Annotated in this window: 10 protein-coding genes and 2 CRISPR repeat arrays; of the genes, 8 read left to right on the plus strand and 2 right to left on the minus strand. The window is 43.7% G+C overall.

What is annotated here, in order from left to right:
* Positions 1 to 90 precede the first annotated feature (90 nt).
* Entirely contained in the window at positions 91 to 1,215 is a 1,125-nt protein-coding gene (cas6, locus tag ACLFWI_RS14970) for a CRISPR-associated endoribonuclease Cas6 (RefSeq protein WP_446413587.1), read from the minus strand.
* 120 nt (positions 1,216 to 1,335) lie between these two features.
* Here cas6 and ACLFWI_RS14975 point away from each other — a divergent pair, with 120 nt between their 5' ends.
* On the plus strand, positions 1,336 to 2,544 hold the full coding sequence (locus ACLFWI_RS14975) for an RNA-guided endonuclease InsQ/TnpB family protein (RefSeq protein ID WP_446413588.1): 1,209 nt from the start codon (positions 1,336 to 1,338) through the stop codon (positions 2,542 to 2,544).
* 167 nt (positions 2,545 to 2,711) lie between these two features.
* Here the strand turns inward: ACLFWI_RS14975 and ACLFWI_RS14980 are convergent, their stop codons facing one another.
* Entirely contained in the window at positions 2,712 to 3,059 is a 348-nt protein-coding gene (locus ACLFWI_RS14980) for an Imm30 family immunity protein (RefSeq protein ID WP_446413589.1), read from the minus strand.
* A 269-nt stretch (positions 3,060 to 3,328) separates the two neighbouring features.
* A CRISPR array of direct repeats spans positions 3,329 to 4,252; the repeat unit is 36 nt; unit sequence GTTTCCATCCCCTTTCGGGGAAGTGAGTTTGTCAAG.
* A 480-nt stretch (positions 4,253 to 4,732) separates the two neighbouring features.
* Positions 4,733 to 5,194: direct repeats of the CRISPR family, unit length 36 nt.
* A gap of 584 nt (positions 5,195 to 5,778) precedes the next feature.
* Between ACLFWI_RS14980 and crn3 the strand changes: the two genes are divergently transcribed.
* The 7 genes from crn3 to csx7 all read left to right on the plus strand — a co-directional run bounded on the left by crn3 (position 5,779) and on the right by csx7 (position 13,516).
* Positions 5,779 to 6,117 carry a CRISPR-associated ring nuclease Crn3/Csx3 gene (gene crn3 / locus ACLFWI_RS14985; RefSeq protein ID WP_446410704.1) on the plus strand — a complete coding sequence of 113 codons (339 nt, stop codon included), beginning with the start codon at positions 5,779 to 5,781 and terminating at the stop codon, positions 6,115 to 6,117.
* Between the two features lie 386 nt (positions 6,118 to 6,503).
* Positions 6,504 to 8,858, plus strand: a complete 2,355-nt coding sequence (cas10, locus tag ACLFWI_RS14990) for a type III-B CRISPR-associated protein Cas10/Cmr2 (RefSeq protein ID WP_446413590.1) — start codon at positions 6,504 to 6,506, stop codon at positions 8,856 to 8,858.
* Positions 8,855 to 9,571: an RAMP superfamily CRISPR-associated protein gene (locus ACLFWI_RS14995; protein ID WP_446413591.1), complete on the plus strand. Its 717-nt coding sequence runs from the start codon at positions 8,855 to 8,857 to the stop codon at positions 9,569 to 9,571. The genes cas10 and ACLFWI_RS14995 overlap by 4 nt, the downstream gene beginning before the upstream one ends.
* Positions 9,568 to 10,824 carry a type III-D CRISPR-associated RAMP protein Csx10 gene (gene csx10 / locus ACLFWI_RS15000; RefSeq protein WP_446413592.1) on the plus strand — a complete coding sequence of 419 codons (1,257 nt, stop codon included), beginning with the start codon at positions 9,568 to 9,570 and terminating at the stop codon, positions 10,822 to 10,824. The genes ACLFWI_RS14995 and csx10 overlap by 4 nt, the downstream gene beginning before the upstream one ends.
* Positions 10,825 to 10,826: 2 nt before the next feature.
* Positions 10,827 to 11,345 (plus strand): hypothetical protein, encoded by a 519-nt coding sequence (locus ACLFWI_RS15005; RefSeq protein WP_446413593.1) that lies wholly within the window; start codon positions 10,827 to 10,829, stop codon positions 11,343 to 11,345.
* A gap of 51 nt (positions 11,346 to 11,396) precedes the next feature.
* On the plus strand, positions 11,397 to 12,539 hold the full coding sequence (locus tag ACLFWI_RS15010) for a putative CRISPR-associated protein (RefSeq protein ID WP_446413594.1): 1,143 nt from the start codon (positions 11,397 to 11,399) through the stop codon (positions 12,537 to 12,539).
* Positions 12,540 to 12,640: 101 nt separating this feature from the next.
* Positions 12,641 to 13,516, plus strand: a complete 876-nt coding sequence (gene csx7, locus ACLFWI_RS15015; protein ID WP_446413595.1) for a type III CRISPR-associated RAMP protein Csx7 — start codon at positions 12,641 to 12,643, stop codon at positions 13,514 to 13,516.
* The last annotated feature ends 282 nt before the right edge of the window (positions 13,517 to 13,798 follow it).

The following is a 13,798-nucleotide window of genomic DNA, read 5'->3' on the forward strand; positions in this document are numbered from 1 at the left end:
TTTGTTGTTCCGTTAGTGGTGAATAGCGAAATTTAGTCCCTAAACCCGCCCCTACGATTGTCCCTAAACCCGCCCCTACAAAAATACTTGTTATCTGTCATTGTTCAAGATGGCACGGCGGGCTAATTTGGTGTAAGTTTTGACGGTTTGGTAAGGCATATCCAGATCATCTGCGATCGCGTTTAAGGATTCCCCCATCTCTCGTCGTGCTAAGATGGTTGCCCAGGTTTCGGCGATGTCTTGCGCCCGATTTCCCCCCTGGCGCTGGCGTTGGGCGAGAAATTGTTGGGTTAATTCGCTGATGCGTTCGGCTAATAGGGTTTCTATTGAGGGGAGTGCGGGAGTTTCGGGGGATAACCAGCCTAGGCGAGTTTGTCCTAAGCCAAAGGGGGTTTTGTGTCCCGTGCCGCAGTAGGGGGCAAATTGGGTTAAGGTATGGAATAATTGGCTAAATTCTGGGTGTTGGGTGGCACCAGAGTCGAGTCCGAGTGCGATCGCACCTGTGAATCCGGTGACGACTCCTTTCTTTCCCGCCGCAACTTTCATCGATTCTAAATGGTGACGTTGAATCACGACATTTTCGTCTACCCAGTCTAAAAAGGCGGTTTGATCAAAAGGTTGATCAGAAAAATCATTCCAGCGCCGCAAATAGCTGTGGAAGAGATTCCTGGGAACTGGTAAGGGGAAATGGTGTCCCTTGCGGCGAAAGCTGGTGGGGGTGAGGAAGCTGAGGCTTAGGGATTGGGGTAGGGTGGGGGTTGGGGTGAATAAGTTAGGATAAGTGGTTGGTGCTAAACCGATGTGCCAACGGCTAATGTTTAGCACCGCACGGCGTAATTTAATCATATCTGGCAGGTGATCAACCCATTCGGCAAGCCATTGGGTTAGGGGTTGGTAAAGGGCGGTGATGTACCAACGGTAGGTGGTATTGGGTTTGAGTTTGAGGGTTTTTCCAGAGGTGAGGAAGTCTCCGTCTAAGCGGGAGAGGGTGAAGGGTTTCTCGGATTGACCATCATGGAGATAGGCGGAGAGTTCGGGGTTAGTTTGGCGAACTTGATCTAAGAACCAGGCGTGGAGTCCGACGGTGTATTGAGTATAGAGGGAGTCTGGGGCGTTGGCGGTTAATTCTAAGACAAGTCCGACTAATTCTGTATCCGCCGCCCAGGGATGGCGGGATGGAGGGGGTTGGGTTTGGCGGCGTTTGCGAGGTGCCATGATGGGGTGAATGCCGGATTTTTCAGGGGTTCTGAACTGTTGCTGCTTAAATTGTAGAAAATTGTAGATATATAGTAAAATCGAGTCGGCTTCTGTAGAGATGGTCGGGGGCGGCTGCTCATGAAATTGGTAGAAAGACACATCATCAACCGAAATCATGCCAATTGGCAGGAGGCAGATAAATTGGCATTTAAGTCAAAGAATCTGTACAACCGGGCTAACTATTTGTGCCGTCAACACTTCTTTGAGACGGGGAATCGGTATACCCTACCAACGCTCTACCATTTAGTCAAAGACAGTGAGTCTTATCGGGCAATGCCAACCAAAGTCTCGAAACAAATCATAAAAAAGCTGGTGGAGACTTGGAAATCTTATCTGGAGGCGAAGAAAGACTGGTCAAAGCACCCAGGAAAATACAAGAGTGAACCCCGCCTTCCCAGATACAAGGACAAGGTTAAAGGTCGAAACATCGTCATTTACCATCACGAGTCCATATACAAGGCAGACCTAAAACAGGGACGTTGCCACTTATCAATGAGTAACATCAGTGTCCCGACTAAGGTAGAGAATATTGCCGAGGCGCGGATTGTTCCTAGCTGTAACTGCTATATTTTGGAGATTGTCTATGAAGCACCCGAAGTTGAGTTAATTCAGTCAGAGTGGGTAGCAGGAATTGATTTAGGTGTGGATAATCTGGTGGCTTTAACGTCAAACCAACCCGGTTTTAAGCCAATGTTGGTTAATGGAAGACCACTCAAGAGTCGAAACCAATATTACAACAAACTAAAATCCCAACTCCAAAGCTATCTCAGAGGTGAAAGACGAACGAGCCAACGGATACAGGCTCTCACCTATCACCGCAATCGATTTGTGGAAAACTACCTACACAATACCAGCCGACTGATTGTCAACCGGCTCAAACAGCAAGGTATCGGTACTCTGGTTATTGGTAAGAATGAGGGTTGGAAACAACAGGTGAACATGGGCAAACGCAATAATCAAAAGTTTGTCAATATCCCTCATGCTCTTCTAATCAACCAGCTTACCTACAAATGCGAACTGGCAGGTATCAAGGTAGTCATAATCGAGGAAAGTTACACGTCAAAAACATCAGCTATTGACCTAGAGTCACCTTGCAAGCAATCAAAATATGCTGGGAAGCGGGTTAAAAGAGGTTTGTTTAAGTCCGGGAGTGGACGTGTGATTAATGCGGACATCAATGGAAGTATCCAAATTATCCGCAAGTATCTTCCAGAGGCCTTTACCGCCCTTGGTAGTAGTGAGCTGTGCCGTGCAGCCAATACGGGTCAATCCAGTTTGAAAGACTGAACCTATAAGTTTCTATAAGTTTAGTCTACACGGTTGCTCCTATATATATAGGGTAGACTGAGTTGTCTCAAACCTGTTTCATTAACTTCCCTGGCGAATTCAGCTCGGTTAAATGACGAGTAGCACTGTCTTCGAGCAATTGACAAATGAAATTTGGATGTTGTGAGTTAATTGAATGTAACAACTCTCGACAACCGACAAGCCGAATCATCATTCAAAATCCGAGTATGGATGATTCTCGCCCAATCTTGAGCCAACCCGATTAATTGAGGCGCCACAGTAATAAATGCTTGAAGCTGTTGCTGTAAATCAAAGGATTCTAGAAAATGAAGCAGAGTGAACATGACCTCTGGCTGTTCACAGCGATCATCGAACATGAGATGTAAAGCAGGTAAATCCTCGGTTTGAGGATGCTTTGCCAGTTCAGCTAACGCCGTTTCAAAGGCGATCACCTCTTGGCGCGATCGCATCAATTTATTAGCCTCTAAGACACGAATCCAATTGGTTTGTGACATCAGCTATTCTCTCCCTTTTCAAAAATACCCTGCCAAGCTAACTTATTGAACTGGATAATATCCTGTAAGCTGCGTCTAATTTCTGGCGTATAAAGTCCCTGACGCCAATGCATTGATCTATGGGCGGGTTTAGTCACATCGAGGTGCAACCGAAAAGATAGTAGTAAAACCCGCCCCTACAGAGGATTGGGTCGCCCTTTACTCAATCCCATTGTGGGAATAGGTTAGCGAACACCAAGAATCCGAATCGGATGAGTCTGTGTAGTTCTGTTTCCATCCCCTTTCGGGGAAGTGAGTTTGTCAAGTCAACCAAATCACATAAATTGAAATGAACACTAACACTGGTTTCCATCCCCTTTCGGGGAAGTGAGTTTGTCAAGTGAAAGTTTCATAATACAGAAGGCTGAGACTTTAATCGTTTCCATCCCCTTTCGGGGAAGTGAGTTTGTCAAGAAGAGAACGAAGCCCGAGTCACGCTCGGGAATGTTTACAGTTTCCATCCCCTTTCGGGGAAGTGAGTTTGTCAAGGTTCTCGGACAGGTTTAGTGGCACATAACCAGAACGTTTCCATCCCCTTTCGGGGAAGTGAGTTTGTCAAGCGTAGAGGAGACGGAAATCACGTTCACCGACAACGTGTGTTTCCATCCCCTTTCGGGGAAGTGAGTTTGTCAAGTCTCCACACTCGCCATAACAGCGGCTAGTGATCAAACGTTTCCATCCCCTTTCGGGGAAGTGAGTTTGTCAAGCCGTGGTTCAGGCATTTCTTACGGAGCGATGTTTGAAAAGTTTCCATCCCCTTTCGGGGAAGTGAGTTTGTCAAGTTTAAGGTCAAAGGAATGTTTACCATCTTCACTCGAGTTTCCATCCCCTTTCGGGGAAGTGAGTTTGTCAAGTCTTCTCTTGAATAACCCTAACTTAACCATCAACCGTCGTGTTTCCATCCCCTTTCGGGGAAGTGAGTTTGTCAAGTCAACCAAACCAACTTCCGCACACAGTTTGCGTGCGAGAGTTTCCATCCCCTTTCGGGGAAGTGAGTTTGTCAAGTCTGGAAATGGAAAGATGCCAAATGAGAGTTTGGGTTTCCATCCCCTTTCGGGGAAGTGAGTTTGTCAAGGTGCCGTCGATGTCGTAATAGCGCGGCATGGTTAAAATTAACGTTTCCATCCCCTTTCGGGGAAGTGAGTTTGTCAAGAGTTCGCTCAGGAAACCTTACAGAGAGCGAGTTTCAGACGCCAAATCTACACACCTTTTTTCATTGTCAATTACTCAGAGCTTATTGACAAAAATCTCCGGTTTTCATCGCCCAAAACCCTTACCTAGACTGCCATCGACACACCTCAACGGAAAAATGAGGGTTTCAGAGATCGCGTGACCTGTGTAGATACGCTAATTTACCGTATTTTGCTATGCAGTTTTCTAGGTTCATGGCGTTAATTGTGGCATTATACCACTATTTTGACAATTCCTCAAGTGTTACTCAACTTGTTTTAACCTGTAGGACACCTTATAGAGAGAAGGTAGATCACCTTTAATTCTCCTGTAGGGGCGACCCGCCTGCACAAATCAACAACTCTGTTTACTCAATTGGATCGGGTCGCCCTTTACTCAACCCCATTGTGGGAATAGGTTAGCGAACACAAAGAATCCGAATCCGATTGAGTCTGTGTAGTTCTGTTTCCATCCCCTCGCGGGGAAGTAGGTTTGTCAAGAAAAAATGAAGAGTCCTTACTCTACTATTCTGTTTCCATCCCCTCGCGGGGAAGTAGGTTTGTCAAGTGAAGCTACTTACACCGGTTTTGGTTTTAATTCCTCTGTTTCCATCCCCTCGCGGGGAAGTAGGTTTGTCAAGAAGGAGGCTTTTATTTGATAGAAAAGCAAGAAACAAGTTTCCATCCCCTCGCGGGGAAGTAGGTTTGTCAAGAATGGAGAGGGTATAGCTACTTCTCCGATACTATTGTTTCCATCCCCTCGCGGGGAAGTAGGTTTGTCAAGAGAACAGAATGTCAAGGATTTTGAAGTCTTTATTTCGTTTCCATCCCCTCGCGGGGAAGTAGGTTTGTCAAGGCGGAGTTGGAGTTGGCTCCGTTAGTATATCTGGTGTTTCCATCCCCTCGCGGGGAAGTAGGTTTGTCAAGAGTTCGCTCAGGAAACCTTACGGGGAGAGGGTTTCAAACGCCAAATCTACACACCTTTTTTCCTTGTCAATTACTTAGCGCTTATTGACAAAAATCTCCGGTTTTCATCGTCCAAAACCCTTACCTAGACTGCCATCGACACACCTCAACGGAAAAATGAGGGTTTCAGCGATCGCGTGACCTGTGTCGATGAGCTAATTTACTGTATTTTGCTATGCAGTTTTCTAGGTTCTGGCGTTAATCGTAGCATTATACCACTATTTTTACAATTACTCAAGCGTTACTCAGCTTGTTATAACCTGTAGGACACCTTATAGAGCAAAGGCAGATTACCTTTAATTCTGCTGTAGGGGCGACCCGCCTGCACAAATCAACAACTAGAGAAACAGGGCGGGTTTATTCACATCGAGGTGCAACCGAAAAGATAGTAGTAAAACCCGCCCCTACAGAGGATCGGGTCGCCCTTTACTCAATCCCATTGTGGGAATAAATTAGCGAACACAAAGAAATCTTCCTGTCGTAGGAAAAGGGTCTTTCCCAGGGGGTGCTACAGTAGCCTCGTACTCACTCCAACAGTAAAAACTATGAACGCGATTCAACTTCAACTACTTCCCCATCAAACCCAAACCGGTTTACCCTATCAACACCTGCATTTCCAGATTGCCACAGAAGACGGCATTATTTCCCCCCCAGACATTAAAGGAATCAAACTACCAGAAGGAATACCCTTCAACCAGGGTATCGTCATCGAAGGAAAAGGTCCGATTTGGCTGTACAGTTACCTAGTTCACGAATGTCATCCCGCCGCCTGGGTGGGATGTTATGACCCCCGTTTAGGCATTGTCGTCGTGGCGACTCACACCCACGATGTCTCGGTGGGTGAAGTATTCCCCGTGGAATTACCCGCCGCACTGTCTCAGTAATCCAACATCTAGCGAGGGAAATCATCCGGTATTGAGGCTCAAACATCCGCCCCAAGTTCAAAGGACTGGCTGAGAGCTATTGTCCATTAAAATGGACTTCAAACTGAATGTCACTGACTTAAGCCGAATGTTGCTGACTTAGGGCTGGTGGGCGATGCCCACCCTACAGTCTATCAAGGATTTCGGCAATCCCAAAAGGCTTATTTCGGTGTCATTGGGCTTAGGCGGAATGCTGCTGACTTGGACGCCAGGAAATCAATTTCTTATCTTTAAGCTCAAGTAAACTAAAGATTACTAGATTTAAGGCTTTGAACCCGTTTTAACGGGTTTTAGCTTTGAGCCTGAACTTTAGTTCAGGGCTATAGTTCTTAAACGCAGGCTGAATTATGACCAATTCTCTACACCCTCTAACCATTGGAATCGCCTGGTGTCTCGCTTGGGGCGAGGGGCGTGAACCACAGTTTGATTTGAGTATTTTGCAGCAGATGCGAGAGGCTTTGCTTCAAGGGAAAGATGTTCCGGAAGCACTAAAGTGCTTACTACAAACGGTGCGGCAACTGCAAGGGATTCCCCAAGACTATTTTCCCGATAAAATCACTGATCTTAAAAATAACTATCCCAATTTGTGGGAGCAAACCACCCGAATCGGTTTAGTCTACGGCGGCGCAACAAAGATTAAAGGCTATGTATTTGAATCAGCCAAAATTCAAGATATTCGAGGTGCATCCGCCTTGCTGGATCGGATCAATCTGATTGATTTACCTGCTTTTTTTAATCAAAAGCCACCCTCATCCCGCTATACGATCCAATACCAAGAAGTGAGAAGATGGCTTGATAGTAGTATTTCTAGCCAACACAAAATATCAGAAGCACTGATTCCAGAATTAATCATTTATTCCACAGGCGGTAACATTTTAGCCTTTTGTCCAGCCGCTTTTGTTAATGATCTAGCGAATGCCATTGAGAAACGTTATACAGAAGAAACCTTAACTGCTAATTCTTGTGCCGTGGGTGCAACCTTTAAACTCCTGGAAATTCGCTTTGGGATGCTCCAAGGAGAAATTGAAAAAACGCTCTGGTTAGACTGGTATCGCCGGAATTATGAAAAGCCTCTCGTTCAGGCTTATTTTGGCTTGCCCCAAAATGAAACACAACGAGTTGAAGCATTCAAAAATCGCAAAAGTTTTAACGAATTAACAGCCAAGCTGGCAGCTTTATTTAACCAACGTCGTAGCGGGCATGATTTTTCGGGACGCCCCAGTCGTCGCTATCCACCCATGTTGGAAACCCATCCTTACCTAATGCGCGATGGTAGCGAACGCCGTTCAGCGGTAACAATTGTATTGCCCCCCGATCTGCCTAAAGAATCTCGTTTCTCTGAAGTTTCGGCTCGGCAACATCGAGTTGGTTATAGAGCGAAAAAGGGTTCCCCCCAAGTTCCTGAATGGTACAGAAATTCTAACTTAAACTGGGAAAGTATTAGATTTGAAGGTTGGATCGATAAATTTCAGCTATTTCTCGACAAAAATCCTAATCTAAGCCAAAAGTATTACGGTGGCTTTGAACCAAGTCATATAGAAATTGCTCAAAATCTTAGCCATATCGCTAATTCCAGCAAAAATTTTCTTGCCTATATCTATGCGGATGGTAACAATATGGGCGGCTATATCCAGAAAGAAATCAAAACGCCACAAGACTACCAGGAGTTTAGCGAAGATGTGAGTTTAGCCACAGAATATGCTGTCTACCAGGCACTCGCAGAAAAATTACATCCTCACAAACTGCAAAATCTTACGACTGACGAAGAGTCAAGTTTGAACAATGGTGATTTGATTCATCCCTTTGAAATCATTACCATTGGTGGGGATGATATTTTCCTGATTGTACCCGCCAGCAAAGCTTTAGCGATCGCTCAATTTATAGGCGAGCGTTTTGAGAAAATATTGCTTAAACAAGTCCCCTTAGTAGAAGCGAAAACAGCAGCAGAACAAATTAAGGGTAACTATCGCATCACTCCTTCCCATAAACCCATCGATCTGAAACGGTGTCACCGTTACAAGCCGACAGAAGCTGCACCTTCTGAATGTAAACTCAGTACCTCAATTGGGGTACTCATGACAGCTTATAATACACCTGTCTACTATGCGAAAGATTTGATCAATCAGCTACTTACATCAGCAAAAGAACGGGCAAAAAAATTAAAAAAAGCCGGATATTACGGTGGCACAGTAGATTTTATGACCCTGAAAGCCGTGACCATGATTTCATCAGACATCCAAGAATTTCGCCAACAAGCATTGACCAAAAATCTGAAACCAAAGCTAAAGCTCTATGCCGCACCCTACACTTTACATGAAGTCGGAGGATTAATCAAGTCAATAGAAGCCCTGAAAAAAGCTAAATTTCCTAAATCTCAACTCTACCAAATTCGGAATTTATTAGAACGGGGTAAACACACGGCTATTCTCAACTACCGCTACTTCCGAGTGAGACTCAAGCAAGGGAAAAAAGAGCTGCAAGACCAGTTTGAATCAGCCTGGTGTCAGCCGAAAGATCCCACGAATAAAGGGAATCTTGCTCCCTGGATGTATGACGATGGGGTGCTGGAAGATGACAAGTCAGACTATCCACTGTTTGAAACGATTTGGCGAGACATTGTAGATTGGTATGATTTCATTACTTTATCAGAGGATAGTGAGGAACCAGAGGCAGAACGAGCAATAAATGAGGTTGAATCATGATTTATCTCGAAGAACTCTCAAACTCCAGCGTCACCTCATACGAAATTACGGCTATTATTAATACTGCCTTGTGTGTTGGTGCGGGTGGTTCTTCCAGTTCCTTAGCAGATAAACCAATTATCCGTAACTCAGACGGAAATATACTGATTCCAGCATCTCAACTTAAGGGGCGTCTGCGTCATGAGTGCGAAAAGATCACTAGAGGATTACATTGGGCAATTTGTGATTCTCCCAATCCTCAAACGATGTGTCCCCAAAGAGCTGATTTATCGGGTAACTTTGAGCGGACAGAATATCAAATACCCAATTACCCAGGATATCATTGCCTAATTTGTCAGTTATTTGGTAATCCCGTTTTACCCTCTCGCATTCTATGTGATGACTTAATCTGTACAGAAGATCCAGAAAACTTATCAGAAGTGTTGCGTCCAGGAGTAACGATAAATCGCCGTCGCCGCACCGCAGAGGAACAAAAACTCTACTTTCTTGAAACCTCACCAGCAAATGCCCATCTCCAGTTTAAAGGACACATTCACCTGTTAAATACGCCAGACTATGCAGGAGCGCTACTTTTATCGGGATTGCGGCATATTCATGCTTTAGGGGGTAGTAAATCAGTCGGTTTGGGTTGGTTGGATTGGGATTGGACATCCCTAAAACTGCCAATAAAACAAGCCGGATGGGATTTTTTGGCGAAAGGAGATGAACAATGAAACGAATTAATTTGGAAATTAAGGCGCTGTCTCCTCTAGCAATTGGTCGTCATAAACCCGGTGGTTCAATCAGCGAAACAGAGCGCTACATTCCCGGCACAGTGATTCGGGGAGCAATGGCGGCTTACCTGCTGAAGCGAGCGAATGTACCCATTACCGAGGGTGACAATTTTCACGAGCTATTTTTAGGGGAAAATCCAGCAATTTTCCACAATGCTTATCCAGCAACTATTGAGGGGACAAAGCAAACGAGAGTCCAGCCAGATGTTAGAGTTGTACCGGCTACGGCTCTAAGTTCCAAAACTAAGCCCGGTTTTAAATCAAAACCTAACGATCCTAAGCATAATGGTGTGTTTGATACTTTAATCGATCGTTTTTGTGCTGAGAGCTACGGTCATTTGTATGACCCCAATTGTCCTAACGATGGCGATAGAGTGGATACTTTTACTGGATTTTACAGTAAAATTGGGAACAAGTACCACAGCCATTCTGCCCATACTCGCCTACTAACGCGAGTTGGCATAAATCGACGCCGAGCAACTACAGAAGAAGGAGTACTCTATAGTATTGAAGTTTTAAACGAGTCTAAAATTGCAGGTAAGAAAGAAAAGCCTGTGATTTATACAGGAGCGATCCTAGTCATCGATAAGTTAGCTAATTCTCTACAACGCTTTGTCAATAATCACCAGGATGATTTGCGCTTGGGTGGCTCAACTTCACGGGGATTAGGAAAAGTAAAAATCACGGCTAATTCACCTGTAGATACCACAGCCGTTAAGCCATCTGTAGAGGAGCGAATCAAGATATTTCAGGACAAATTACATAAGCGTTGGCAGGATTGGCAAATTTTTGGTCAGCCGCAACAAGATTTACTGCAAAATCACACGTATTTCACTATTGATTTACAGTCAGATGCCATTTTAAATGAAAACTGGCAACGCACTACTGTAATTTCACCAGAAATGCTACTGTATTTTACAGGGGTTACAGATTCCTCCCTGCAACTACACGCTGCCTACAGCAGCTATGATTACCTATCTGGTTGGAATTCTGCATGGGGATTGATGAAAGATGTAGAGTTGATTACTAATAAGGGATCTGTTTATCTTTTCAGTACGATTCAACCCAATCTCTGGATGGAGGGGTTAGAATATTTGGAAGTGAAGGGAGTAGGCGAGCGCACCTGCGAGGGCTTTGGTCAAGTGCAAATTTGCAATGAATTTCATTTAGTTTTACGTGAGGAGGCAGTTTAGGAATGGATAAATTACTTGATCCATTACTCCAAGAACAACTAACGTTGAGAACAGAGGTAGAAATTAGTAGGCAAATGGATGATGTTATTCTCAAAGTTAAAGCCATAGCCAAAAAATTTTCAATTGCCAGTGAAGATTCAAAATCTCCTTTCAAAAATGTTCTTGCTGCTGCTACTGAAGCTAATGCTTCTATTGAAGCTATAAAAAATTATATTCGTTATCAAGTGGGTCGTAGTGGAGCGAGTCGAATTTGGAAAGTATCTAAAGATAAAAAACTATTTGCGACTGAAGTTGTAGAACAAATTGACAGTTTAAATCAATATGCACAAGACATACTGGATAGAGTGAGACGACCAATTCCCAAAGAAAATCCCTTAGAACAGTATCTGACAGATACTCAAAATAGAGCCCAATTTATAAAAAACATTCATCTCAAACTAACTCGCCTGTATCTAGGATATTTGGCAAGAGAACATACAGCTCTGGTAGGAGAGATAAAGGTAGATAAAAAGAAGCATTAATAACTTCAATAAAAATAATGTTGTTTGATTTTTAGGAGATTACACAAAATTATGCCTCGTTTAGTAATTTCAACCGTTGGGACAAGTTTACTGACTAATCAAATCGATGATGATTGTGATTCATATTGGAATGAACAATTACAAAAGTATGCGAATCTAACTCACGATGAGCTTAATCAATCTCATCCAGAAGTTGCCAATAAAATCGCGGAATTACAAGAAAGTGCTGAACAGGTTTTAGCTACTGGCAATACATCGGAAATTCGAGAAGCTAGTGCCGAATTGAATGGTATTTATGGATTATATGAAGAAGATTTGAGCCAAGGACAAGAAGATATTCACTGGTTAATTACTACTGATACTGAACAAGGGAGAACTACGGCGGAAATTGTTAAATCATTTTTAGTTGATCAGGGGATCATTAATACAAATATTTATCCTGAACCAGGGTCTGGTCTTTCCACGGCAAATACCCATAAGTTTTCAAAAGGAATTGCTCAATTAATACCTTGGATACAACAAATCACTGAAGGATATAAGAAGCAAACCAAAATTTGCTTTAACTTAGTTGGAGGGTTTAAGGCTATCCAAGGTTACATGAATACGATCGGTATGTTTTATGCTCATGAAATAATTTATGTTTTTGAAGGATCAAATAAATTGATTAAAATTCCCAGGCTACCTATTGAAATTAAGAAATCTGAAGTAGACCCCTACAAAGTTCCACTAGCAATGATGGACAGGGGAGAATTATTAACATCTTGGCAAGAAACTAAAAAAGTTCCTTTAGACTGGGTTTTAGTCGTTGAATCAGAGATGACTTTATCAACTTGGGGACAATTAATTTGGGATCAGTGTAAAGAACATTTTCTTTCTCAAGATAAACCACTTAAATTTCCCAAAATTGAATATAAAGACAGTTTTCTAGATGACTATAAAAGTAAACCATCAGATCAAAAAGTAAGTCTACAAGAGAATTTAGCTAGAGCGGCGTTGCTATTGAATAATCATACAGATGGTATCAGCGCCATGAAGCAAGATGGTATTTTTCGGCTCCGTCGATACCAAGGCAAACATAAAGATATTGATCATTTCGATCTCCCCGAAGCTCGGCGTGTAAGTTGCCTCGCCAAGGAGGGTCAGTTATACCTGCGTCATTATGGAGAGCATGATTATGTTAATGATAACCCCTGATATTATGCTCATTTCTTGCAATTGCCAGCACAGAAATTTGCTAGTTTATTGATCCGCAGGAGCGCTAAATTATTACCAACTACGAACTGGGAGATAATATGATGTTTGATCGTTTTAAGAATCGTTTAGAAATTAGTGGGATATTGACGACGGTAACGGCACTAAGAATTAGTGCAGGGCGTTCCACGGAACCAATTGGTTCGGATTTACCAGTGATTAAAGATGCGTTGGGTAAACCGTTGATACCGGGAGCTAGTTTTAAAGGGGCTTTGCGATCGCGCTTGGAAAGCTTCCTCCGTGGTATCCTGGGCGGGGAGCGGACTTTGGTGGCTAATCCGGCGGTGGAGGATGAGTGGGCGATTACGGCTCAGGAAATGAAGCAACTCAAAGAGCAATATACCACGGATACGGCGCTGACTGAGGCTATTTTAAACCAGACTGACTTAATTTCTCATCTATTTGGTTCGCCTTGGCTGGCGAGTAAGTTCCAAGTTCGAGATTTGATGGTAATTTCAGACTATTGGTTTGGTCAATATCAAGAACGGGATGGGGTGGCGATTGATAGGGATACGGAAACGGCGGCTGATGGGAAGTTGTATGATTTCCAAGTGGTTCCAGCTGGAACTCCGTTTGTGTTTAAGGCGGTGGTGGAAAATGCTGAGGATTGGGAGTTGGGATTGTTAATGATTGGGTTACATCAGTTTGAGACGGAACAAATTCCTTTGGGGGGAGGGCGTTCGCGGGGTTTGGGTGTGGTTAAATTGGAGGTTGATAAAATGCACTGGTTTGACGCCAGAGATGAAAATAAGTCGGATGAGATTGATGCTGATAAGTTACTGGATTATCTCAAGAAAATGGTTGATAATGATGGTTCAGCTTATGAAGATGGTAAAGGGTATAAGGATCAGTGGGTACAGTCTTTGATTCGCTATCTGGAGAATCGGGAAAATCAGAATGCTGAGGTGAATATGATGTAATAAGTCATCAGTAAATTGTAGGGGCGGGTTTAGGGATTTAATCTGGCTGGTGACCAACACCTGAACAACAAAACCCGCCCTTATTCACAGGAAAGCAGATACCCATCGTAGGGGCGGGTTTAGGGACTTAATCTGGCTTGTAACCAACACCTGAACAACAAAACCCGCCCTTGTTCACAGGAAAGACGATACCCTATCGTAGGGGCGGGTTTAGGGATTTAATCTGGCTGGTGACCAACACCTGAGCAACAAAACCCGCCCTTATTCACAGGAAAGCAGATA

It is taken from the genome of Coleofasciculus sp. (assembly GCF_046539235.1).
Classification (GTDB): Bacteria; Cyanobacteriota; Cyanobacteriia; order Cyanobacteriales; family Coleofasciculaceae; genus Coleofasciculus.

Bases quoted from the DNA above. Each gene is read 5' to 3' on its own strand.
- ACLFWI_RS14980 (WP_446413589.1), bottom strand. From the start codon at position 3,059: ATGTCACAAACCAATTGGATTCGTGTCTTAGAGGCTAATAAATTGATG.
- cas10 (WP_446413590.1), top strand. From the start codon at position 6,504: ATGACCAATTCTCTACACCCTCTAACCATTGGAATCGCCTGGTGTCTC.
- ACLFWI_RS15010 (WP_446413594.1), top strand. From the start codon at position 11,397: ATGCCTCGTTTAGTAATTTCAACCGTTGGGACAAGTTTACTGACTAAT.
- csx10 (WP_446413592.1), top strand. From the start codon at position 9,568: ATGAAACGAATTAATTTGGAAATTAAGGCGCTGTCTCCTCTAGCAATT.
- cas6 (WP_446413587.1), bottom strand. From the start codon at position 1,215: ATGGCACCTCGCAAACGCCGCCAAACCCAACCCCCTCCATCCCGCCAT.
- crn3 (WP_446410704.1), top strand. From the start codon at position 5,779: ATGAACGCGATTCAACTTCAACTACTTCCCCATCAAACCCAAACCGGT.
- ACLFWI_RS15005 (WP_446413593.1), top strand. From the start codon at position 10,827: ATGGATAAATTACTTGATCCATTACTCCAAGAACAACTAACGTTGAGA.
- ACLFWI_RS14995 (WP_446413591.1), top strand. From the start codon at position 8,855: ATGATTTATCTCGAAGAACTCTCAAACTCCAGCGTCACCTCATACGAA.
- csx7 (WP_446413595.1), top strand. From the start codon at position 12,641: ATGTTTGATCGTTTTAAGAATCGTTTAGAAATTAGTGGGATATTGACG.
- ACLFWI_RS14975 (WP_446413588.1), top strand. From the start codon at position 1,336: ATGAAATTGGTAGAAAGACACATCATCAACCGAAATCATGCCAATTGG.